The organism is Marinobacter sp. (genome assembly GCF_014859525.1).
In the GTDB taxonomy this organism is placed as follows: domain Bacteria; phylum Pseudomonadota; class Gammaproteobacteria; order Pseudomonadales; family Oleiphilaceae; genus Marinobacter.
Genome location: NZ_JACUUB010000045.1, coordinates 1 through 22,830, shown reverse-complemented (window position 1 = coordinate 22,830; position 22,830 = coordinate 1). Strand labels below are relative to the sequence as shown.

Sequence of the window (22,830 nt, the reverse complement as noted above, 5' to 3'; positions counted from 1 at the left end):
TTTGCCCGCCCTGCTTTTGATTCCGATTCTGGCCCTTAAACTCCGAGACACTTCGCGGTTTCAGGACGCCCTTAGCTGGCGCTGCTGCAGCCAGTCCGTGACTCGCTTCGGCGCCGACCGGAAGTCTTCGTACTGCTGACGTGGGCGGTGTTGGTGGTCGCATTTTTCAGCTTGAGTCCGGGCAAACGCGGGGTGTATGTGCTGCCGGCTTTACCAGCCCTGGCCCTGAGCCTGGCCCCCACCCTTAATGATCAAATACCAGCCCGCTGGTTTGGCCCGATGATGACGGGTCTGCAGCTGTTGCTTGGCGCGGCCCTGATCACCCTTGGCCTAATGGCCTGGAATAACCACCCCAGCCTGACGAACAAAATCGCGAACTACACCCGGGACCCAGCGCGGCTGCATGAGGCCGGCACCCTGGTATTCACTCTGGGCCTGGTGTGGCTCGCGAGCATGGTCGTCTTCTGGCGTTCCAAACCCCTTGGGCGATGGTTTATCGCCTTGATGGTCAGTTGGCTGTTGTTTACCACTTGGGGTTATCGCATTCTCGAACCCTTGCGCACCCCCCGAGCCATTTTCGAGGCGACAGAACAGATCGTTCCGCCCGGGGGTCAAATCGGCATGATCAACTTCCGGGAGCAATTCATCCTGTTCTCACGGCGAGACTTTACTCATTTCAGCTACTTCAGCAACGAAGAACAGGAAAACCGCAACGCCTGGCTCTGGATGCAGGAGACGCCGGACAGCTATCTGATTGTGGCAGAGGGTCGGGAACTTGAGTGCTTCAAGATGCAAGGAGCCCGACCGCTCGGTGCTGCTCACAGGGACACCTATGTGCTACTGAGCGACAATGACATGACAGACAACTGTGAACCACCGGACGAGGTGACACGCTTTACCACAGAAAGGCCCGGGGACTGGCTGGAATGACGCAACTTTGAGAACACCGCAAAATTTGTTGCTCTCACGTACAATGGGCGTTTTTGAATCCTCAAGGAGGCGCCCTTGCTCCCTCGCTCACGAATTGCGTATGAATGGCAAGCCTTCTGGCTGGCTATCGGTTTTCTTACACGCATCCCCATGCTCGCGCGGATTGATTACTCCCAGCGCTTGATGAACCAGTGTAGCGTGTATTTTCCACTGGTTGGCCTGCTGCTCGGGGGCCTGTACTGTGCCGCTTACTTCGCACTATTACTGATAGCCAGCCCGCTGGTCACGATCATTCTGGTCACCATCCTGCATCTATTCATCACCGGCGCCTTTCACGAAGATGGTCTGGCGGACAGCGTCGATGCATTTGGCGGCGGGTATACGGTAGAGAAGCGGCTGGCGATCATGAAGGACAGTCGCATTGGCACCTATGGCACGGTGGCACTGGTGATGGCCTTGCTGCTGAAAGTGGCCCTGCTGGCCGATGCCGAATTGATCTGGCTCGCATTGCTGGTGTCACCTGCGGTTTCCCGGCTGACACCGCTGGTGTTGATGGCTTGTCTGCCTTATGTCACCGATCCTGACAAAAGCAAATCCAAACCGGTGGCGGACGGCTTCTCCCGCAGCCGGTTGCTGGTAGCTGCCGGCTTTGTGTTATTGCTTGCAGCCGGGTTATCACTCTGGCAGCCGTTGCTGATTCCCGCGACCGTCACTGCGGTACTTCTGACTGCCCTGCTCTGGGGAGGCTATCTGCGCAGCCAGCTTGGCGGCTACACAGGCGACACCCTGGGCGCGGCCGTCGTCTTCAGTGAACTGTTGCTATTGCTGTTTCTGTAGTCGCAGGCGGGCACAAACCCTTCATTTGCCACCTAGGTGGCTTGCCAGGTTCGGATGCTCAAGAGGCTGGCCCCAGCCATTGCCATGCACCAGCTCTTCCAGCGGAAGCCGTGAACGCCAACCCTTGGCCTGCAGTTCCGGCTGTTCCAGAAACTCGCTGACATAACCCAGGCACAGATAAGCAAGAGGGTATACATGATCTGGCAGCCGCAGGATGCCCGACAGTATTTCCTGATCCAGAATACTGACCCAGCCCACACCAATACCCTCTGCCCGCGCCGCCAGCCATAGGTTTTGTACCGCCAGACAGGTACTGAACAGGTCCATGTCCATGATGGAGTTACGGCCGAGCACATGGGGACCACCGCGGGAACGGTCACAGGTAATGCAAAGATTAATGGGGCTCTCCAGAATGCCCTGGAGTTTCAGGGTTCGGTAGGATTGCTGTCGCTCGCCGGTATAATTTTCCGAGGCCTTTGCGTTTTCCTCGTTGAAGCTGGCCAGCACCTGCTCACGCACCGCCAGGCTGTCGATAACGATGAAATCCCAGGGCTGCATGAAGCCCACTGACGGCGCATGGTGGGCTGCCCTCAGAATACGGGCCAGCACCTCATCCGGAATGGCATCCGGCAAAAACTGCGAGCGCACATCCCGACGCTCGAAGATGGCCCGATAAAGCCCCTCACGTTGGGCATCCGTGAATGGGTCGTTCTGGTTGCTCATAACTGCAACAGGCTCCTTAACCGGTCCGTGTCCAGGCACTGCTCCACCTGATCTGCCAGGCGGTCGAGCTGCTGCAGACGGTGACTCTGATAATCCACTGACCGCGCACTCTGTGTATTGAGACCAGCCCAGCAAAGAATGGCATCGCAGGCGGCAGGCTCATCAAAGAGACCGTGCACATAGGTGCCCGCCACCTGACCGTCGGCGCTGACCGCACCATCCGGTCGACCTTCAAGCTCCGCAAAAGGCCTGGCCAGCGCTGGGCCCTCGGTGACTCCGTTGTGCATTTCATAGCCGGTCATTGTCGCCATAACACCACTTTCAGTAACCTCGGGGGATAGCCTACCGGTCACTTGTCTGAGCTGCTTACCGTGCACCATACGGGTGACCATCTCGAACAGGGCCAGGCCCTCGGTCTTGCCAACTTCGCCTTCCAGCCCGTCCGGGTCTTCCACCCGAAGTCCCAACATCTGAAAGCCACCACAAATACCCAACAGCTTACCGCCATAGCGCAGATGTTTCCGTATGGCCTCGGGCCAGCCCTGTTGCGTCAGCCAGTGCAGGTCGTGCCGGGTACTCTTGCTGCCGGGCAGAATAATCAGATCCGCCGGCGGGATGGGTTCATCCGGGCCCACGAAAACAAGGTCCACACCCGAGTGCAGTCGCAACGGATCAAAATCATTGTGGTTGCTGATCCGGGGTAGTACCGGCACCACCACTTTCAAGGCACCGGGCTCACTGGCGCCAGCCGCACTGACGCTGTCTTCGGAATCGATCACCAACCCGTGCAGATAGGGCAAAACCCCGAACACCGGCTTGCCGGTATGTTCAGCCAGCCAGTCCAGCCCGGGCTCCAACAGCGCAATGTCACCCCGGAACCGATTGATGATAAATCCGGCCGTTCTGGCTTGTTCACTGTCTGAAATCAACGCCAGGGTGCCCACCAACTGGGCAAACACGCCGCCTTTATCGATATCACCTACTAACAGCACCGGGCAGTCAGCGGCCTCAGCGAAGCCCATATTGGCAATATCGTTGGCCCGCAGGTTAATTTCCGCCGGGCTGCCGGCGCCCTCTGCGATGATCACATCATAGCGCTCGCCCAGGGCCTGCCAGCTGGTCAGCACGGAAGCCATAGCCTCGGCCTTGTAGGCATGATAATCCAGGGCATCCATATTGCCGTAAACCTTCCCCCGCAGGATGACCTGTGCCCCGCAATCGCTCTGGGGCTTCAGCAACACCGGGTTCATGTCACTGTGGGGTTCCAGACCACAGGCCAGCGCCTGCAACGCCGTGGAGCGGCCAATTTCGCCACCATCCACAGTGACCGCACTGTTCAGGGCCATGTTCTGGGGCTTGAACGGTGCCACCGACACCCCCTGGCGGGCCAGCCAGCGGCACAACGCCGCCACCACCGTGGTCTTGCCGGCATCCGAAGTGGTGCCCTGCACCATCAGAGTGGGCATTTACAATTCCACGCCCTTCTGGGCCTTGATGCCCTGATCCTTGAAGGCATGTTTCACTACGCCCATCTCGGTAACCGTGTCCGCCAGATCGACCAATTCCTCGGGGGCCCCCCGCCCGGTCACCACGACATGCTGCATGTCCGGACGGGACTGCAGGTCATCCAGCACTCGGTCCAGATCAATGTAGTCGTATTTCAGGGCGATATTGAGCTCGTCCAGCAGGATCAGGTCGTAACTGTCATCGTTCAGCATGCCAGCAGCGATATCCCAGGCTTCGGTTGCGCTCTTCACGTCCTGCTCCCGGTTCTGGGTATCCCAGGTGTAGCCCTGCCCCATCACATGGTAGGTCACGTTCGGCAGGCCCCGGAAGAACGCTTCCTCGCCGGTGCTGAAGGCTCCCTTGATAAACTGAACAATGCCCACTTTCATACCGTGACCCAGGGCCCGGGCTACCATGCCAAAGCCGGAGCTGCTCTTGCCTTTACCGGGGCCGGTCAGCACCAGCAACACACCCTGTTCTTTCTGGGCGCGAGCGATGCGTTCCTGCATGATCTTCTGTTTGGCGGCCATGCGCTTGGCATGGCGTTCGGGGTCTTTGGCGCGTTCACGCATGTTGACTCTCCTTGGGTTCGGGCCTATGGATTAATCAGGAAAACCGGACTTCCTCGCCGCTAAATATCGCGGCGACCAGCTCAGGGGCGGACGGGAAATAACCGTGGAAATAGCTCGCGACCAGATGCTGATCACGGTACACCGCCTCGCCCTCAGAGCCGGCCTGCTTCTTTGCTCTTACAGCGGGTTGCCACGGGGTTTCAAGGCTGGAATGGTGATAGGTGTGGCCCCGCAAGTTACCGCGGTTGGTTTCGAGACTCTGTAAACCCAACGCCGTCAAGCGATTCGCCATGATGGCACGGCCAGGCAGCAGGCCAAGCAGATTATGCCCATTGCCTTCTTTATCAACCAGCTCTTCTGTACACACCATCAACCCCCCGCACTCCGCCAGGATGGGCCTGCCGGCCTGATGGAACGCGCGAATCGATGTCAGCATGGCTTGGTTTTTCGCCAACTTCTGTGCATGCAGTTCCGGATAGCCGCCCGGCAGCCAGAGTGCGTCGGCCATCGGTACTTCCGAATCGTTCAGGGGCGAAAAATACACCAACTCAGCGCCCATGGCGGTGAGCAAATCCAGGTTGGCCCGGTAGATAAAACTGAAGGCCGCATCTCTGGCAACGGCGATCCGGTGCCCGGTCAGCAGCGGTTCTGGCCTCGGTGGTGCTTGAAAATGAAACGATACGGGCTTGGGCAGAGCGTCCAGACCCGCCGATACCAAGACTTCGGCCGCTTTATCCAGCCGATCACTGAGATCGTCCATTTCCGCGGCCTGGACCAGCCCGAGGTGCCGATCCGGAATGTCCATGGCATCGTTACGGGGTATCGCGCCCAACAGACTGATGTTCTCAGGCAGGCTATCCCGGAGCAGTTCGCCGTGATACGGACTGCCAATCTTGTTGGCAATCACTTGGTGAACCGGCAGCTCCCGATCAAAGCTCGCCAGGCCAAGGGCCACTGCACCAAAGGTCTGGGCCATGCCTTTGGCGTCAATGACGGGCAAAGCCGGAATGCCCACCAGTTTGGCCAGATCGCCGCTACTGGGGCTGCCATCAAACAAGCCCATAGACCCCTCCACCAGAATCAGGTCGGCGCTCTGAGCGGCTTCCGCCAGCCGCCACCGGCACTCGTCTTCGCCGGTCATCCACGGGTGCAGCTGGTATACCGGGTTACCGGAGGCCACCTCCAGCACCATAGGGTCAAGGTAATCCGGGCCGTGTTTGAACACCCGAACGTTCCGGCCGGCGTTCCGGTGCAGACGCGCCAGGGCGGCTGTGACCATGGACTTGCCCTGGCCGGAGCCCGGGGCGGTAATCATGGCGGCTGGGACTTTGTTGTCTGACATTCGTTGCTGTTCCCTGTTCCCTGTTGTCTGAATCTGGTGCAAACGGGCAGCGGACCGCTGCTCTCGTTATACGTCTGAGCTAGCTTCTTCTGGGCACAAAGAAAGGCGCTCCATCTACTTCCACCGTTGCCAGCTCCTGGTTATACAAACGTTCCAGAGCGTTCGGCACCAGCATCCTTTCTGCCGAGCCCCAGCAGGCCTCACCATTGGGGTACATCAGCAGAATATGATCACACCAGCGGGCAGCCAGGTTCAGGTCATGCAGGCACATGAAAATGGCGTTACCCGCTGCCGCCCGGTCGGTGAGCAGTTTCATCACGGCCACCTGGTGGTGCAGGTCCAGGTGATTCGTTGGTTCATCCAGCAACCAGGTGTGGGGTGACTGGGTCATCAGGGTGGCAATAGCCACACGTTGGCGCTCGCCGCCAGACAAGGTGCTGACCAGGCGGTCCTTCAGGTGCAAGACATCCAGCGCTTCCAGTGATCTTTCTGCCATGGCCAGATCATCCGCCCCTTCCATCTGCCAGGGTGCCAGCCACGGATGACGGCCGATCAGCGCGGTTTCCAGTACCGTTGCCGGAAAGCCATCCTGTCGGTCCTGAAACACCAGCCCCAGCTGTTGGGAGAGGGCTCGCCGCTTTAACGCCTTTGTAGTGACATCGTCCAGGTACAAAGCACCGGCACGGGGCGAACGAAGGCCAGCGAGCGTGTGCAACAGAGTGGTCTTGCCGGCACCGTTGGGCCCGAGTACGCCCCACACCTGCCCTGATTTAATCGTTAGATCCAAAGGGTAACCGTCGGCCCGGCCAGGAATATCAATGATCAAGTCCCGGGCACTCAGGGTTTGCATGGAGGGGCGCTGGTTACGGGCCATCAGCGACTCCGGTATAACAGGTACAGGAAGGTCGGCACGCCCAACAGCGCGGTGATCACACCCACCGGCAGTTGCTCCGGTGCAATCACGACTCTTGCCAAGGTGTCCGCCAGCACCAGCAGCGTGCCGCCAGCCAACGCACAGGCCGGCAAAATCAGACGCTGATCGTTACCGAGCACCAACCGAAGCATGTGCGGAACCACCAGGCCGACAAAGCCAATGCTGCCGGCCATGGTCACCGCCGTGGCAGTGAGCAAGCTGGCCAGTACATAGATCAGCCATTCCAGCGGCCGCACTGAAATACCCAAGGCCGCCGCCTGCATGGGGCCGCGGGCCAATACGTTCAGGCTTCGACCCAGCGGGACCACAAGCGCACAAACCACAACCAGCAATCCCAACCCGTGCCATGGCGCTCTGGCGTAGGAAACATCACCCATCAGCCAGTACAGCATGCCGGGCAACTCCCGGGCCGGGCTGATGGCCAATATCAGGGTGATGACCGCACCCCAGCCCGCAGCAACAACCACACCCGTGAGCAGCAGTCTGGAGGGTGTCCAGCTTCCGGTGCCGTGGGCCAGTCCGAACACCATGACCGTGGCCAGCATGGCGCCGGCAAAGGCTGAACCGGAAATAACAGCACCGCCGAGCCCCGCCAACATGGCCAGCAACGCGCCAACGGCGGCACCACCGGACAAGCCAAGGACATAGGGATCTGCAAGCGGATTGCGCAGCAGCACCTGCATCAGCGCGCCGGCCACCGCCAGCAGGCCACCTGTCGCAAAAGCCGCCAGCGTTCTCGGTAACCGGAGATCGAGTATCAGAGTGCGGTGGAGGTTGGAGCCCTCGCCCAGAAATACCGATAGCACATCAGCAGGCGCAATCGCGACGCTGCCGATACCCACCGACATCACCATGGCAAGCAGGCTTGCCACTGACAGAACGGCAACGGGCAGGGCGATCGGGCGTATCACACAGCTACTCCACTACGGCCGTCGGCCACGGGCCACCTCCAGTTTTTCGCAAAACAATTGCGTTCCCTCAAGCATTCTCGGAGTCGGTCGCTGCACAAGCGATGGTGGGATAAAAAACAGGTTGTTGCGCTCGGTCGCAGTGATGCCGGGGAATGCCTGCCAGCGCGTCAGCCAATGGCGGTTCTCCTCGCCCATTCCACCCGCCAGAATGGCCTCGGGATTTGCTGCAATCACTGCTTCCGCGCTGATTCGTGGCACCAACCGGGCCAGCTGACCAAACACGTTATCACCGCCGCAAAGTTCAATCATTTCACCGATCAGGTGCTGGCTGTTGACCGTCATCAGGGGCTCATCCCAGACCTGGTAAAACACCGGCACCGGATCCGCCCTGGCGTACACCTCCTGCAAATCGGCAATGCCCCGGCGGAATCGCTCTGCCTCTGCAAACCCTTCTGCTTCAGTACCCGCCAGTGTGGAGATGCGCTCAATGGTGTGGGAGACAGCTTCAAAACTCCGGGGTTCAATGGAGAACACCGGGACGTCCATATTCTTGAGTGTGGCCAGCTGCTCGGTCGGGTTCCCGGTTACCCAGCCGACCACAAGATCCGGCTGCAGCTCCAGCAAACGCTCCATATCTATTCGGGTATGGCTGCCCACCGAAGCGACCTCCCTGGCGGCGGGCGGATAATCACTGTAAGCCACCACCGCAACCACTTGATCACCGGCTCCGGCGGCCCAGACCAGTTCCGTAGCACCTGGCGAAAGTGCGGCAATGCGTTTTGCCGGGTGCTCAAGGCAAATCTCTTTAGCCAGATCGTCCGTAGCACAGACCGACGATGCCAGGGCAGGAGACGCCAACAGCATCCAGCTAAGCATCGCGGTCATTGCTTTCAGCTTTCGCACTGGCATCTCCCCCGCAAGGTTTTGTAGCCGTTATCGGATATCGTAGCGTACGGTCAGCAGGGCGGTGCGGCCAGCCGAAATGTAGTTTAGATTATTCTGGCGATTAAAACGGGCGGTGCTGTATTCCTTGTCCAATACGTTAGCCAGCGTCAACCGGGTCGACCAGTCGGGTGCAAAACGCCATCCTGCTCGCAGGTCCAACGTCGCGAAACCGGGCAGCCTGTCATCATTGGCGCGATCGTTATAACGATAGTCCTCAGCAACCACGGTGCCGCCAAAGTCCCAGGTACCAACCCGTTTGCTCAGATCCAGCCGCAGGGTTTTGCCACTCCGGCGCTGGAGCTGATTCCCGGTTTCACGATCTTCAGGGTCCAGCAGCGTCAGCGCGCCGTCTGCACGCCAGCCGGCCTGTTCAAAGCCGGCACTGAATTCCGCGCCACGGATTCTGGCCTCATTCACGTTCATCGGGGTCCACAAACCACTTTCTGTAGGACTCCAGGCAATCAGGTTATCCACATCCAACTGGAACACCGCGGTATCCCAGAACCAGTTCTGATAATGGCCACTCACGCCCAACTCCACGGTACTGGACTCTTCCGCCTTGAGATCAGGATTGGCTCCCGGGAAATACAAGTCATTGAAAGTGGGGGCTCGGAACGCCGTACCGTAGCTGACCCGGACACGATGTGACCGGTCCAGAGCGTGGCCCAGAGCAATGCTGCCAGTCTCGTTCTTACCGTAGGCTTCGTTGTCGTCACCCCGCAGGCTCATGTGCAGATCGGTGGGGCCGAAGTTAAGGCGTAACTGACTGTACAGCGCAGCGTTGGTTCGACTGGTCTCGGCGTAATCGGTGGTGCCACTCACTTCATCGGTCATCAGTTCAGAACCGACCACCAGTTCGTGCACGTTCCAGGTAAAGGTGTTGTCCCAGCGAGCGGCCCGTGAGCGCGTATTGAATGTGCTGCTGAACGTAGGCGTGACATTGTCTGTCTCATCCCGGGATTCAGAGAACTGAAGTGCTTGGCGCCAATAGTCACTCACCGGTGTTTCCAGCCCAAAGCCAATCGTGCGGATCATGAAGTCGATGTCACCGCCTTCGTATTCAGTGCTGCCTTCACTTTGCACCACCACAAGACTGGCCTTACCTCCAGATTGCAGTTCATGCACCACTCGCCCGATACCGGCGGTATTCCGGAACCCCCGGTCGTCGCCGTTGGTTATCACCGCAGTGCCGTCGGTTTCCTTGTGCACACCGCTAAGGGCGAACCGCGTATTACCAGCCTGGGCAGCCACGCCGGCGCTGCCCTTCTGCGTATTAAAATTACCGGCCCCGGCTTCTACCCAACCTGCCGGTGTCTCTTTCGGGTCCAGGGTGAAGGCCTGCACCACACCACCCACGGCATCGGCACCGTAGAGCGAGCTTCGTGCGCCGCGAACAATTTCCACCCGCTCGACCAATTCAACCGGGAAATACTGCCACGAAGGGCCGCCGGAGGTAGCGGACCGAAGACGCACACCGTCTACCAGCAGCAAAGTGGACTCATTGGCAGTACCACGGGTGAAGACACTGGTGGTCTTGCCGAAGGAACCGTTGCCCGTGACGTTAATGCCTGGCTGCCCGCGCAGAAGCTGACTGAACTCGGCAGGGCTTTGCTCGCGGATGGATTGCTCGTCAATCACGGTGACCGACGACAGGCTTTCACCCACCGTGAGCGGCCCCAGTGTGGCGGTGACCACGATGGGTTCGAGCCTGCGCTCCTCACCGGGATCATCAGCGGCAAAAGCAGGCCACGTCAGCGGCAGAAAAATCAGGGCAGAAAAGACTTTGGCAGTATTCATAGCTTCACTCACAGTTCACCGCACGCACCCGTACGGCGATGATGGTTTATAGCGGAGGAAGCAGATCGGTCGGGGGTGGAGGGCGTTGATTCACAGTGAGCCGGGTTCACCCACCGCCGCTGCCCTCCGCAACGTCTGGTGTCCGGAGCTGATGGGCTCCGCATTTCAGGCCGGTCTCCGGACTCCCAGGTGGAGCTGTTGCTCCGGGGCAATCACCTTCCCATGCCAGAGGCACAGTGGCGTATTGGATTGCCTTTCACCTGATTACCGTTGCGGGGGCAGCGCCGGGTTCTCACCGGCTTCCCGTTTCACTCTCGGCATTTGCCCGACTTTCGCCAGTCAGGGTGGAATGCTCAAAGCACCTGAAATTGCGGGCAAGACTATCAACCGGGGTGGGGGTGGTCAATGAGATATGTTAATTCAGACAACGCACGTTCAAGGCGTTGCCACCCGGACTCATCGGGCGGCAATCCGAAGCGCAGGAATGACGGCTCGTCAAAACGCCGGACCAGGATGGCACGACGGGCCAACTCATGGGCTATTGGTGCTGCCTTTTCGTGATAGATCGTACGAAACAGCAACGTGCCGGTGGCTGCCGGCATGCCGGATTTCCTGAGCAGGCCGTCCATCCGCAGCCGGGACGTCTGGAGCCGGCCACGCGTCTCCACTTGCCATGCCCTGTCAGCCAGAGCTTTGGCCATCAGGTAACGCGCCGGGCCGCTGACGGTCCAGGGCCCCAATTCGAAAGCCAGTTTCCGAATCAGCTCAGGGCCCGCCAACACGGCTCCGGCGCGAACTCCGGCCAGGCCGAAAAACTTGCCCAGGGACCGCAGGAGAACCAGGCCCGGCGCGCCCGCCCATGGCTCCAACCCGAACCCGGGTTCCCCCTCAACAAAGGCCTGATCAAGCACCAGCCAGCTACCCCGCGCCTGCAATCGCTGATGCCACAGCAGCAGACGAGCCGGATCGAGCAACTGCCCGGTCGGATTGTTCGGTTGTATCCACACCACCACATCAACACAATCCAGCCAGGCCAGGTCACCAGTTTCGAGTTTATCGGCAGGAATGGCGACCACCTCAAAACCCGCGCGGCGCCAGGCGTGACCGTGTTCGCGATATCCCGGCACGGGCACCGCCACTCGACCAATACCATGCATTCTTGCACGCACGGCAGGCAGGGCCATGATGGCCGCCTGGGAGCCGGCCACAGGCAGGCAGCGGGCCTGCTCTGGCGCACCAGCCCAGGCGCGGATCGTCTCCTCCAGCCCATCGTCCGGCTCTGGCAGTCGCTGCCATACCTCCGGCGGAATGGCCGGAACCGGCCAGGGAACAGGATTAATGCCGGTAGACAGATCAAGCCATTGTTCACGGGGTATGCCCCATTGCCGTGCTGCTGCCTGCAATCGCCCACCGTGCTCCGGGGATTCAGGAAGATCGAAGGCTGTCATCCCGGACCTCCGGACACCAACCAGCTGCAGGCAAGCGCGACGACCAGCAGCACAGACAACCAGAGCATCACGCCACGCTGCACCAGGATAATAGACCGCTCTATTGTGGCTGCCGCAGCCCCGGGACCACTGCCTAACATCGGCCTGTGTTTGATACCGCTTGCATAGGGCGCAGGCCCACCCAGGGTAACACCAAGGGCGCCCGCCCCGGCCGACATCACTGGCCCGGCATTAGGGCTATCCCAGGTTTTTGCCTGACTACGCCAACACCGGAGTGCCAAGCGGGTGTTGCCCAACAGAGCGTAGGTTACAGCGGTCAGCCGGGCAGGCAGCCAGTTCATCAGGTCATCGAGCCTGGCTGCACACCGGCCAAAGTAAAGAAATCGCGGATTGCGGTAGCCCCACATGGCGTCCAGGGTATTGATCAGTCGGTGCAGCACCACGCCCGGCAGCCCGGCAAGCAGATACCAGAACAGACTGGCGAACACCGCATCGGCACCATTCTCCAGCATGGATTCCGTGGCAGCCGCAGCCACGCCCTCATCGGATAGCGCCGCGGCATCCCGGCTGACAATCCACCCCACCGCTGTCCTGGCTTGCACTCCGTCGCCTGCGTTCAGCGCAGTGGACACCGCTCGGCCATGTTCTGCCAGCCCCCTTAAAGACATGGCGAGCCATACGCCTGCTACTTGAGCCACCAACCATAGCCAGCCGCCGAGCCAGAACTGCAGTGCTATCGCCAGTGCCAGCACCGGTGTGATCGCTATCACGGTTGCCATCACACCCAGGCACAGGCTCCTTGCAACAGCCTGCGGCTGGCCATTGAGCCCAACCTCCGTTGCTGAGGCCCATCGGCCAAAACCTACCAGGGGGTGCCACCGTCGCGGTTCACCGAGCAGCCAGTCCAATACAACCGCCGCGACACACACCAACACCGCAACCAGAAACGTTTCCAAATGTAGGCTCCCTGAATCAAATGCTGGCAAGTCTAACCGAGCAGGACCTGATCTTGACACCTTCGCCTCCCGGTAAGAACATCTTCGCTTTCTCGCCCACAAGGAATGATCATCATGGCCCTGCCCCAAAGCTGGCTAACACCGCCTCCCGGCCCCTCAGGCAAACACGCTGCCATTGCCGCTGAGCGGCAGCAAGTTCTGACCAAACCGCCCGGCTCTCTCGGGCAACTGGAGCAGCTTGCCATCACTCTGGCCGGCCTGACTGGCTCCAACGCGCCAACCGTCGACCCTGTCCGCATGGTGGTGTTCGCTGGCGATCATGGGGTATGCGCCGAGGGTGTTTCCGCTTTTCCTCAAGCAGTCACAGCCCAGATGATTGCCAACTTTGCCGCCGGCGGCGCAGCCATCAGCGTTATGGCAAAACAACTCGGTGCCAGTCTGGAGGTGGTCAATCTGGGCACTGTCGGCGAGGTACCAGAGCTTGACGGCGTCATTCACCAGGTGATTGCCCCCAGTACCGCCAATATGGTCGAAACACCGGCTCTTAGCCCAGACCAGGTCGCCGCTGCACTGACCAGTGGCGACCAGGCAGCCGAGCGGTCGGCCAACGCGGGATGCCGGCTGTTCATCGGTGGCGATATGGGCATCGGCAACACCACCAGTGCCGCTGCACTCGCCTGCGCCTTGCTTGGTCTGCCACCCGAGAGGCTCGTCGGCCCGGGCACCGGCCTGAACCGCGAGGGGGTTACCCACAAAGCCCGGGTGGTCGAAAAAGCATTGGCCCGACATGGCAACGACCGAGACGCATTGTCTGTGCTGGCTTCGCTTGGCGGGTTTGAGATTGCTGCGTTGGCCGGTGCCATTCTGGGCTGTGCAGCTCGCAGAATTCCGGTATTGGTGGATGGCTTTATCGTCTCGGCGGCCGCTCTCGTGGCGGTTCAACGGCAACCGGGAGCGCGTGATTGGCTGATCTTTGCGCACCGGTCTGCCGAACCCGGCCACGACGCAGTACTTGAAGCACTTGATGCGACCCCTCTGCTGGACCTGGGCATGCGCCTGGGTGAGGGTAGTGGTGCGGCCGTCGCCCTGCCTTTGCTACGGGCAGCCTGTGCGCTGCACAACCACATGGCCAGCTTTGCTGATGCCGGCGTCAGCGGAAAATCCGGGGAGTAAAACCATGACCACCACAGTGATCGATCTTATACGCCATGGCGAACCCGCAGGTGGGCAAATGTTTCGGGGTACCAAAGATGACCCGCTGAGCCCCACCGGTTGGCAGCAAATGGAAGCCGCCATGCACGATCACGACCACTGGGATGTCATTGTCAGCTCGCCTATGACTCGATGCCGCCTGTTTGCCGAACAGCTCGCAGAAAGCCGCAGGATTCCCCTGCACATAGAACATGACCTTAGGGAAATCGGGTTCGGTGAATGGGAGGGGCTAACCTCACAGCAGGTTCAGGAACGCTACGGCGACCAGCTCAACCGCTTCTGGCAAGACCCGATAAACTTTACCCCACCGAGTGGCGAAGTGGTCACTGAATTTTACCAACGCGTCACCCGGGGGTTTGACCGCTGGCAGGACACACTTGCGAGCCAGCGCGTGCTGGTGGTCTGTCACGGAGGCGTAATCCGAATGATACTGGCCAACGTGCTGGGCATTCCCCTGGAGAAATCCTTTACCGGTTTTTCGGTGCCCTATGCCTGCCGTAGCCGGATCCAGGTGGATCAGTCCGAGTTTGGCACGTTCCGCAGCCTGGTCAGCCACCAGCCTTGAGGGTCAGGGGCAGACCAGCTACCGACATCACGACCTCATCACAGCGCTGCGCGAGTGCCTGGTTGAGCCATCCCAGCTCGTCGGCAAAGCGACGGGTCAGGGGGTCCATGCCTATGGTGCCCAGCCCCACCTCATTCGTGACGATCACCAAGGAACCCGGGTAGGCTTCCACGGCCGTCAGGAAGGCCGCACGTTCAGGTGCAAACAGCGAACTGTCAGCGAACAGGAGATTGCTCAGCCAGAGACTCATGCAGTCCACCAGAGCCAGCGGCGAGGGTTCTTGTCTGGCAGACAGGTCTGACAGCGCCCGGCCAAGGTGAACAGGCTCCTCCACCAACTGCCAGTGTGCCGGGCGTTGCTGCTGGTGGCGCCGGATCCGCAAGGCCATTTCATCATCGCCGGCGGTGGCCGTAGCCACGTAGACCACATCCGTGCCGGCATCCCGGGCCCGCTGTTCCGCCAGCGCGGTTTTGCCAGACCGAATACCACCTGTAACCAGTAATTTATTGACCATAAAAACGCTCTCATGCTTGGATGCCGCAGCCAAGGTACACCAACGGGACAGACAGCTGCTATAGTTTGCCCAGACTGTAAATCAAGCGACTAACCCTCGTCAGCCAGACAAAAAGACTCAGCAACCCTGGAGAGCCCATGCAGGCCGAGCTGTTGGACATCCGCAATCACATCGCCCAATACCCGCCATTCAATGACATGCCGGAAGAACTGCTCGAGCGGATCGTGGCCGGAATTGAGGTGGTCTACTGCCGCGCCGGCACCCAGATTCTGGAACTGGGACAAAGCAACCATTGGTTGCATTACGTGCGCAGTGGTGCGGTGGAGATCTACCGACGCTCAGGGGAGCTCTATAACCGGGTGGGCGAAGGCCAGATTTTCGGCCAGTTTGGTCTTTTGATGAACAAAAAAGTACGTTTTCCGGTGAAGGCCATTGAGGACAGCCTGATCTACAAAATCCCCGACGAGGTTTTCCAGTACCTCTGGGAGCAGGATGAGAACTTCGCAGACTTTGTCGAAACCGAAGACCGAAGCCGTCTGCGCTCGGCAATCTCACGCCGGGAAAAATCCAACGAACTGATGACCGCAAAAGTGACCCGACTGATCTCCCGTGAGCCTGTCTCCGCACCCACCACGGTACGGTTGCAGGAAGCGGCACGGATCATGACGGAAAGCGGCGTATCGTCCCTGCTGCTGATGGATGAGAGCGGAGACACCCCAAAACTAACCGGCATTATCACCGATCGGGATCTGAGAACCCGGGCCGTGACCCACGCTCTGGCTTCTGAAACGCCCATCTGCGAAATCATGACCGAGGGCCTGATCACCATCAGTGCCCGCTCGTTCATTTTTGAAGCCATGCTCACCATGCTCCACAATAATGTTCACCACCTGCCTGTGGTCGAGGGCGACGAAGTGCGGGGCGTGGTGGCTCTGTCAGACATCGTCAAATACGAGAGTCAAAGCAGCCTGTTCCTGGTCAGCAACATCTACCAGCAGAAGCACGTCAAAGGCCTGAAAAAAGTCAGCCTGGATGTCCGCGACAGCTTCGTGCGGATGGTCAACGAAGACGCCAACTCGCACATGGTCGGCAGCGCCATGGCGGGCATTGGCCGCAGTTTTAGCCAAAAACTGCTGGAGCTGGGCGAAGAACATCTCGGACCACCGCCGGTACCCTATTGCTATATGGCGCTGGGTTCCATGGCCCGGGACGAACAGTTGGTGGTCACCGATCAGGACAACGCCATGATCCTGGACGACAGTTTCATTCCCGAACAGCACGACGAGTACTTCCTGGCCCTGGCCAAGTTTGTCTCTGATGGACTGGCTGAATGCGGGTACACCTATTGCACCGGCGACATCATGGCCACCAATCCGAAATGGCGGCAACCGCTCAAGGTATGGAAGCAATACTTTACCCAATGGATCGACAGCCCGAACGGAGAAACCCTGCTTAACAGCAACATCTTTTTCGATCTGGACGGCATCCATGGCCAGACTGAGCTGGCCGAGCAACTGAAGACCCTGATCGCCGACAAAGCCTCCAGCAGTCAACGCTTCCTGACCCTGCTGGCTCGCAACGCCCTGAATCGAACGCCGCCACTGGGCTTCTTCCGTACCTTTGTACTGGAAGAGGACGGCAAGCAGCAAAAAACCTTCAACCTGAAACGCCGAGGCACCGCGCCCCTGTCTGATCTGATCCGCGTGCACGCTTTGGCCTGCGGCGCCCGCTCCCAGAACTCCTTCGAGCGGCTGCGTGACATTGCCAAAACCAAGCTGCTGATGGAAGACGACGCCAGCAACCTGCGTGACGCCCTGGAGTTCATCTCCATCGTCCGCATTCGTCACCAGGCCCTCGCCATCGAAGAAGGCCGCGAACCGGACAACAACGTGCGCCCGGAAGACCTCTCGCCGTTCGAGCGCAGTCATCTGAAAGATGCTTTTCAGGTGGTCAGCAATGCCCAGAAGTTCCTGAGATTCCGCTACAACGCCGGAGGGGGCCGGAATGTCTAGGACCATCAAACGTCGCAACAGCACGCAGAGCTGGCCCGAAAACTACCGAGCCCACGCTGAACAAGCGGTGGACGCGCGCGTCCGGGGCTTTTACCGGGCCGGCTGCCCAAGCCCGGACACCCCAATACGAGAGGTTCAGCTACTGGCCCTGGACTTCGAAACCACCGGTCTGGATGCCGAACAACACTCCATCGTCAGTATTGGCCTGGTGCCTTTCACCCTGGCCGGCATTCAACTGGGCAACGCCTGGCATCAGGTTGTGCGCCCCAAACTGCCGCTGCACCAGACCTCCATCACCATCCACGGCATTACCCATACAGACATCGACCAGGCCCCGGATCTTGAAGAGGTTCTGGACCCACTGTTTCAGCACCTCTCCGGTCGAATCCCGGTGGTGCACTATCGCAACATTGAACGCCCGTTCCTGAACGTTGCCTTGCAGTGGCGACTGAAAGAAGAGCTCCGCTTCCCGGTCATCGACACCATGGCCATCGAGGCGCACCTGCACCCGGACCGCAACCCAAGTCGTTGGCAGAAACTGATGGGCAAACAACCCACCTCCATCCGCCTGCCCGACAGCCGCACCCGCTACGGCCTGCCTCACTACGCGGGTCACAATGCCCTGATCGACGCCATCGCCACCGCGGAGCTGCTCCAGGCCCAGATACTGCACCACTTCAGTCCAGACACCCCGATAGGCGACCTCTGGGTATAAGAGCCCATAGCCCCAGCCGCCCGCAACGGATAGAATGGCGACAAATCTTTTATCGAGACCGCAGTGACCGCATCCACTACCAAAACCACGCCGCTGGACGCGTTCAAGCGCGCTCGCCGAATGTGGTTGAAAGGCGAGAAGATCAGCCTGGCCGCCCTGGCCGATGACCTCGGCATCGGCCGTGCCACCCTGTTTCGCTGGGTGGGCAATCGCGACCTTCTGATTGGTGAGATTCTCTGGTCCCTGTACGAGCCTCTGTACAAAGAGGCCCGCGCCATCACCCCCGGCCATGGCGTCGACTACGTGGTCGGTGTGTTCCGCCACATCAATACCACTATCCTGCACTTTGCTCCGCTGCGACGGTTTCTGCATCAGGACCCGGAATACGCCCTGAAAATGCTCACCTCGTCCCACTCCACGCTTCACGCGCGCACCGTGGAAGTGAACACCCGCTTACTGAAAGACGAAGTGCGAGCAGGCCATCTCAGTCCGCCCATGAACGTTCAGAGCCTGTCCTACTTTATGGTTCGTATTGCGGAATCCTGCCTGTACAGCGACATCATTGGTGGCCGCGAGCCCAGGGACGATGAGCTGGAAGACGCTTGCACCGCGGTGCGCATCCTGCTGGGCGGCAAAGTCTGAACAGAACGCCTGCCTCTCTGGCAAACCCCATTTTCCCGAACTAAGCTGTCCGAACGACAATAAAATAACCAGTCGCGGTCACATGGGCAAAACTCAGGAGGCCGCACCACCAAACGCAAAGGAGCGCGTTATGTTCGCACAACCCACTCGAGTTCTCTCTCCCGTTACCTTCCTGCTCACAGCCCTGGTGCTTGCCTGCTGGCTGGTGGCACCGAAAGCCGTTGCTCAGGGCCTGACGGAAAGCACCGTCCGGGCCTTCCTGGACAGCCTTGAAGCAACCGAGCCGGTGCTGCTGGAATACGAAGACGAGCTGGACGAGTTTGAGGACGAGTCAGACACCTCCGATTTCTCGGCCATCTTTTCCTCCGGTCTTGAGCAAATGCAAAACCATCCGATGTACAACGACATTGAAAAAGTCATCAAACGCCACGGTTTCTCCAGTGTCGGGCAATGGGCACGCACCGGTGATCAGGTATTTCAGGCCTGGTTTGCAATCGAGATGGAAGAACAGGGGCCGGCAGCCCAGCAGGAAATGCAACAAGCATTGGCAGAGATCGACAACAACCCGCACATGACGGAAGATCAAAAAGCTCAGATGCGAGCCATGATGGGCACGGCCATGAGCACCATGAGCGCGGCCAAAGACGTACCGGACGACGCCAAGCGTGCCGTCCGGCCTTTTGTTAACGAGTTACGGGCCTTGTCTGACGACGAGGACAGCGGCTGGTAAATGGGGCACGCAGATTCAACAGGCAAAAACTGATCTGACACCCATCCATAAAAAACCCGGCAATGGTCACCAGTGCCGGGTTTTTTAGTACCTGAATCAGGCCGGGTATCAGCCAAACAGGCTGTAAGCAAACACGATCGCCACGGCGACCGGCGTTACATACCGGATCAGGTTATACCACAGGGCAAAACTGCCCTCCTGCATCGCCAGATCGCTCTTGAGCGATTCTTTGGCAACAAACCAGCCCACGAACAGAGCGGTCAGCAAGCCGGAGAGCGGCAGCATGATGTTGGCGGTGAAGTAATCCAGCAAGTCAAAGATGGTCTTGCCTTCAAACGCCTCAAACATGCCCAGGGGCGCAAAACCGGCCCACACGTTCAACGACAGGATCGAGGCAATGCCCAGCGCCCAGCACAAACCGCCGACCAACACAGCACTGCCGGTACGGGCAAGTTCGGTCTTTTCTTCAACCCACTCGACCACCGGCTCCAGCAAAGAAATACCGGAGGTCCAGGCCGCAAACAACAGCAGGACAAAGAACAAGGTACCGAACAGGCCGCCCATCGGCATGTTGCCGAATGCCAGGGGCAGAGTCACAAAGATCAGGCCGGGGCCCTCACTGGCCTGCAAGCCATTGGCAAACACCAGCGGGAAGATCGCCAGGCCGGCCAACAGTGCAACAACGGTATCCATAATGCCGACCGTGATAGCAGTGCGGCCAATAGAGATATCACGGCTCAGGTAAGAGCCGTAGGCCATCATGATCGCCATACCCAGGCTCAGGGTAAAGAATGCATGGCCAAGCGCGACCAGCACGCCCTTCACGCTCAGGGCGCTGAAATCCGGGGTAAACAGAAAGCTGACCGCCTGACCGAAATGCCCGGTCGTGGTGGCATAGCCGACAACCACCAGCAGCAGAATCAGCAACGCCGGCATCAGGATAGTGACCGCACGTTCCAGACCACCCTTCAGACCGCGGGACACCACAAAGACCACCAATCCCATAAAGATCGTGTGCCAGATCAGCAGCTTGGTCGGGCTGGCCAGCAGGCCACCAAACAGCTCACCGACCGAGTCTGCGGTACCGCCGGCGAAGTCACCCATGGCCGCATGGCCAATATAGGAGGCTGCCCAACCACCAATCACCGAATAGAACGACAAGATGATGAAGGCAGCCAACATCCCGATAATTGCAGATATCCGCCAGGCCGGAGACGCCAGATTACGCTCGGCCACCAGCTTGAAACTGGTGATCGGGTTATAGCGGCCATTACGGCCAATAAACACCTCTGCCATCATGATCGGTATACCGACGATGAAAATACAGAGCAGGTAGACCAGTACGAAGGCACCACCGCCGTTTTCACCGGTGACGTAGGGGAACTTCCAGATATTACCGAGGCCAACAGCGGAACCGGTCGCTGCCAGGATAAACGCAAACTTGGAAGACCAGAGTCCGCGAGCCCCGTTACCGCCGCTTGAAGCGGAGTTGGACTGTGTCATGTGTTTTCTTCCTGTGCTTTTGGCTGAGGAAACGACGAATTGAGAATGCACCGAACAAGTTGTTCGGGCAGTTGGGCGAGGATTCTGCCAGCACTGGTGTGTTGATGCCAGTGCTGAAAGGTTGTTCAGTTGTTGATAAATCCTTCAAGCAGACGTCCATCAGCGGCTAACTAACCAGATTTACTGGCGAACCGTGAGATCAGGTCTTTCAGGCCGTGGGCCATGCCACTGAGCGTATCGCTGCTGGTTTTGGCCGCATCGGCCTGTTCATCGCTCTGATCGGCCAGCTCGGCAATGTTGACGATCTGCCGGTTGATCTCATCAGACACCTGGCTCTGCTCCTCAAACGCCGCCGACATGGTGATAAAGCTGTCAGAGATGGAATCCACTGAACCGACAATGGTACCCAGCGCGTCCGCCGCACCCTGTACCCGAGCCAAGCCTTCGCCAGCAATTTCCTCACCGGCCTTTACAGCCTGAACGGTCTCTTCCACCTGGGTACGAAAATCCTTGATCACATCCTGAATCTTAACGGTGGACTGCCGTGTACGCTGAGCCAGCGAGCGCACTTCATCCGCCACCACCGCAAAACCGCGGCCCTGCTCGCCGGCGCGGGCCGCCTCAATGGCGGCGTTGAGTGCCAGCAGATTGGTTTGATCGGCAATGTCGGAAATCAGATCTGCTGCCTCACCAATGGTGCGGGTAGACTCACCCAGCCGGCCAACCGACTCACCGATGCCGTTAACACGATCGACCAACTGCTCAATGGCGACCAGAGCCTCACCACTGCGCTCACGGCCATCGTGGGCAAGATTGTTGGCCTGTTCCGCCTCACGGGCGTTGTGGGTGACAGCCTCGGCCACCTCCTGAATCGACGCGGTCATTTCATTAATGGCCGAGGCAATCTGGTCGGTCTCTGAGCGCTGCCGGGCGATGGCGGTCGCTCCTTCGGAAATGTAATTGTGGGAGGCTCGGGCCTGCTCGTACAGGTGCTCCGCCTGATCATCAATCCGGGCCAGAGCGGTACGCACTCGCGCCTCTTCGCTGACCAACACCAGCGCCAGTCGTGACATCAAACCGCGTTCGTGGCTGTAGGTGCGGGCAACGATGGGGTCCTGAAAAGCATCGCTGCGCAGCGCCAGCAGTGCCTTCAGACGACTGGAAATAGACCCGGACACCAGGCTGAATGCCAGGGCGTGCCCGACCACCACAATCAATGCCGCCAGCAAACCGGACTCCAGCTGCAGCGCGCCGAACGTGATGATCAGTGACAAGATAAAGGGCCAGCCGGCGCGAGCCATGGATACAGCCCGGTTGGTAAACGATGACAACATTTTGCCGGCCGAGATACGCGCATAAAGACCCTCCGCCCGGGCTATCTGATCCCGGGTGGCGGCTACCCGCACGGATTCGTAACCCACCATCTGGCCATTCTCCCAGATGGGCGTGGCATAGGCGCTGACCCAGTAATGATCCCCGGATTTGGCCCGGTTCTTGACCACCCCCATCCAGGCCTTGCCCGCCTTGAGGTACTCCCACATATCGGCAAACACTGCGGGCGGCATGTCCGGATGGCGGATCAGGTTATGGGCCTGGCCAATCAGCTCGGCCCGACTGAAACCGCTGATGGCTTCAAAATCGTCGTTGCAGTACGTAATCACACCCTTGAGGGAGGTGGTACTGATCAGGCGCATACCTTCCGGTACGGTGATTTCGCGCTGGGTGACGGGTAAGTTCTTGCGCATAGGGGTTCGATGTCCGTTAAACCGATAGAGTTATTTCACGGCGACAAGGTAAGTCTGGATGAATATCAAGGAAATGCCTAATTCGTTACGCCTTGTCTCTTTGCTGTAACGGCCGGTGCCCCGAACTCTTTAGAATGCAGACTACCGAGCAGACGCACGTACCCTCGCCCGGGGATGGAACCGGGCATTGAACCAGAGCGCCGTACCTGAACAGAACCGGACTGCTACTTTACCTATTCTGCCCGCATTATCCAGCGCCCGAAGCGGTGCAAACCCCTATAAGCCAGTTGA

Annotated in this window: 21 protein-coding genes and 1 riboswitch; of the genes, 8 read left to right on the top strand and 13 right to left on the bottom strand. The window is 59.4% G+C overall.

Annotated elements, in window-relative coordinates; translation table 11 throughout:
- The first annotated feature begins 171 nt into the window (after positions 1-171).
- Together IBX51_RS10300 and cobS are read left to right on the top strand one after the other, a co-directional pair.
- Positions 172-930: a hypothetical protein gene (locus IBX51_RS10300; protein WP_291831131.1), complete on the top strand. Its 759-nt coding sequence runs from the start codon at positions 172-174 to the stop codon at positions 928-930.
- A gap of 75 nt (positions 931-1,005) precedes the next feature.
- On the top strand, positions 1,006-1,767 hold the full coding sequence (gene cobS, locus IBX51_RS10295; RefSeq protein WP_291831130.1) for an adenosylcobinamide-GDP ribazoletransferase: 762 nt from the start codon (positions 1,006-1,008) through the stop codon (positions 1,765-1,767).
- 21 nt (positions 1,768-1,788) lie between these two features.
- Here cobS and bluB read toward each other — a convergent pair whose 3' ends face one another.
- The 10 genes from bluB to cbiB form a co-directional block, all read right to left on the bottom strand.
- Entirely contained in the window at positions 1,789-2,490 is a 702-nt protein-coding gene (gene bluB, locus IBX51_RS10290; protein ID WP_291831129.1) for a 5,6-dimethylbenzimidazole synthase, read from the bottom strand.
- Positions 2,487-3,956, bottom strand: coding sequence for a cobyric acid synthase (locus tag IBX51_RS10285; protein ID WP_291831128.1), 1,470 nt, complete (start codon positions 3,954-3,956; stop codon positions 2,487-2,489). Before IBX51_RS10285 ends, bluB begins: the two co-directional genes overlap by 4 nt.
- Entirely contained in the window at positions 3,957-4,568 is a 612-nt protein-coding gene (cobO, locus tag IBX51_RS10280) for a cob(I)yrinic acid a,c-diamide adenosyltransferase (protein ID WP_291831126.1), read from the bottom strand.
- A 34-nt stretch (positions 4,569-4,602) separates the two neighbouring features.
- Positions 4,603-5,910, bottom strand: a complete 1,308-nt coding sequence (locus IBX51_RS10275; protein WP_291831125.1) for a cobyrinate a,c-diamide synthase — start codon at positions 5,908-5,910, stop codon at positions 4,603-4,605.
- A gap of 79 nt (positions 5,911-5,989) precedes the next feature.
- On the bottom strand, positions 5,990-6,760 hold the full coding sequence (locus IBX51_RS10270) for an ABC transporter ATP-binding protein (protein ID WP_291831132.1): 771 nt from the start codon (positions 6,758-6,760) through the stop codon (positions 5,990-5,992).
- A gap of 23 nt (positions 6,761-6,783) precedes the next feature.
- Positions 6,784-7,698 (bottom strand): FecCD family ABC transporter permease, encoded by a 915-nt coding sequence (locus IBX51_RS10265; protein ID WP_367166348.1) that lies wholly within the window; start codon positions 7,696-7,698, stop codon positions 6,784-6,786.
- Between the two features lie 69 nt (positions 7,699-7,767).
- Positions 7,768-8,664 carry a cobalamin-binding protein gene (locus IBX51_RS10260; protein WP_291831123.1) on the bottom strand — a complete coding sequence of 299 codons (897 nt, stop codon included), beginning with the start codon at positions 8,662-8,664 and terminating at the stop codon, positions 7,768-7,770.
- Between the two features lie 24 nt (positions 8,665-8,688).
- Positions 8,689-10,497 (bottom strand): TonB-dependent receptor, encoded by a 1,809-nt coding sequence (locus IBX51_RS10255; RefSeq protein ID WP_291831122.1) that lies wholly within the window; start codon positions 10,495-10,497, stop codon positions 8,689-8,691.
- 150 nt (positions 10,498-10,647) lie between these two features.
- Positions 10,648-10,841, bottom strand: a riboswitch (cobalamin riboswitch).
- Between the two features lie 39 nt (positions 10,842-10,880).
- Complete coding sequence (gene cobD, locus IBX51_RS10250; RefSeq protein ID WP_291831121.1) at positions 10,881-11,945, bottom strand: threonine-phosphate decarboxylase CobD; 1,065 nt, start codon at positions 11,943-11,945, stop codon at positions 10,881-10,883.
- On the bottom strand, positions 11,942-12,901 hold the full coding sequence (cbiB, locus tag IBX51_RS10245) for an adenosylcobinamide-phosphate synthase CbiB (RefSeq protein WP_291831120.1): 960 nt from the start codon (positions 12,899-12,901) through the stop codon (positions 11,942-11,944). The genes cobD and cbiB overlap by 4 nt, the downstream gene beginning before the upstream one ends.
- A 114-nt stretch (positions 12,902-13,015) precedes the next feature.
- Here cbiB and cobT point away from each other — a divergent pair, with 114 nt between their 5' ends.
- Positions 13,016-14,074: a nicotinate-nucleotide--dimethylbenzimidazole phosphoribosyltransferase gene (gene cobT / locus IBX51_RS10240; RefSeq protein ID WP_291831119.1), complete on the top strand. Its 1,059-nt coding sequence runs from the start codon at positions 13,016-13,018 to the stop codon at positions 14,072-14,074.
- A gap of 4 nt (positions 14,075-14,078) precedes the next feature.
- Positions 14,079-14,678, top strand: a complete 600-nt coding sequence (locus tag IBX51_RS10235) for a histidine phosphatase family protein (protein ID WP_291831118.1) — start codon at positions 14,079-14,081, stop codon at positions 14,676-14,678.
- On the opposite strand, the gene cobU is transcribed toward IBX51_RS10235, so the two are convergent.
- Positions 14,662-15,192 (bottom strand): bifunctional adenosylcobinamide kinase/adenosylcobinamide-phosphate guanylyltransferase, encoded by a 531-nt coding sequence (gene cobU / locus IBX51_RS10230; RefSeq protein WP_291831117.1) that lies wholly within the window; start codon positions 15,190-15,192, stop codon positions 14,662-14,664. The two genes, IBX51_RS10235 and cobU, sit on opposite strands and share 17 nt — an antisense overlap.
- Before the next feature lie 137 nt (positions 15,193-15,329).
- Here cobU and IBX51_RS10225 point away from each other — a divergent pair, with 137 nt between their 5' ends.
- The 4 genes from IBX51_RS10225 to IBX51_RS10210 all read left to right on the top strand — a co-directional run bounded on the left by IBX51_RS10225 (position 15,330) and on the right by IBX51_RS10210 (position 19,291).
- Positions 15,330-17,204, top strand: coding sequence for a putative nucleotidyltransferase substrate binding domain-containing protein (locus tag IBX51_RS10225; RefSeq protein ID WP_291831116.1), 1,875 nt, complete (start codon positions 15,330-15,332; stop codon positions 17,202-17,204).
- On the top strand, positions 17,197-17,919 hold the full coding sequence (locus IBX51_RS10220) for a 3'-5' exonuclease (protein ID WP_291831115.1): 723 nt from the start codon (positions 17,197-17,199) through the stop codon (positions 17,917-17,919). Before IBX51_RS10225 ends, IBX51_RS10220 begins: the two co-directional genes overlap by 8 nt.
- 63 nt (positions 17,920-17,982) lie before the next feature.
- Positions 17,983-18,561, top strand: a complete 579-nt coding sequence (locus tag IBX51_RS10215; RefSeq protein WP_291831114.1) for a QsdR family transcriptional regulator — start codon at positions 17,983-17,985, stop codon at positions 18,559-18,561.
- A 130-nt stretch (positions 18,562-18,691) separates the two neighbouring features.
- On the top strand, positions 18,692-19,291 hold the full coding sequence (locus tag IBX51_RS10210; protein ID WP_291831113.1) for a hypothetical protein: 600 nt from the start codon (positions 18,692-18,694) through the stop codon (positions 19,289-19,291).
- A gap of 108 nt (positions 19,292-19,399) precedes the next feature.
- Here the strand turns inward: IBX51_RS10210 and IBX51_RS10205 are convergent, their stop codons facing one another.
- Together IBX51_RS10205 and IBX51_RS10200 are read right to left on the bottom strand one after the other, a co-directional pair.
- The gene (locus tag IBX51_RS10205; protein ID WP_291831111.1) at positions 19,400-20,794 is read right to left on the bottom strand and encodes a sodium-dependent transporter; all 1,395 of its coding nucleotides are present in this window, start codon (positions 20,792-20,794) and stop codon (positions 19,400-19,402) included.
- A 170-nt stretch (positions 20,795-20,964) separates the two neighbouring features.
- The gene (locus IBX51_RS10200) at positions 20,965-22,539 is read right to left on the bottom strand and encodes a PAS domain-containing methyl-accepting chemotaxis protein (protein WP_291831110.1); all 1,575 of its coding nucleotides are present in this window, start codon (positions 22,537-22,539) and stop codon (positions 20,965-20,967) included.
- Positions 22,540-22,830 lie beyond the last annotated feature (291 nt).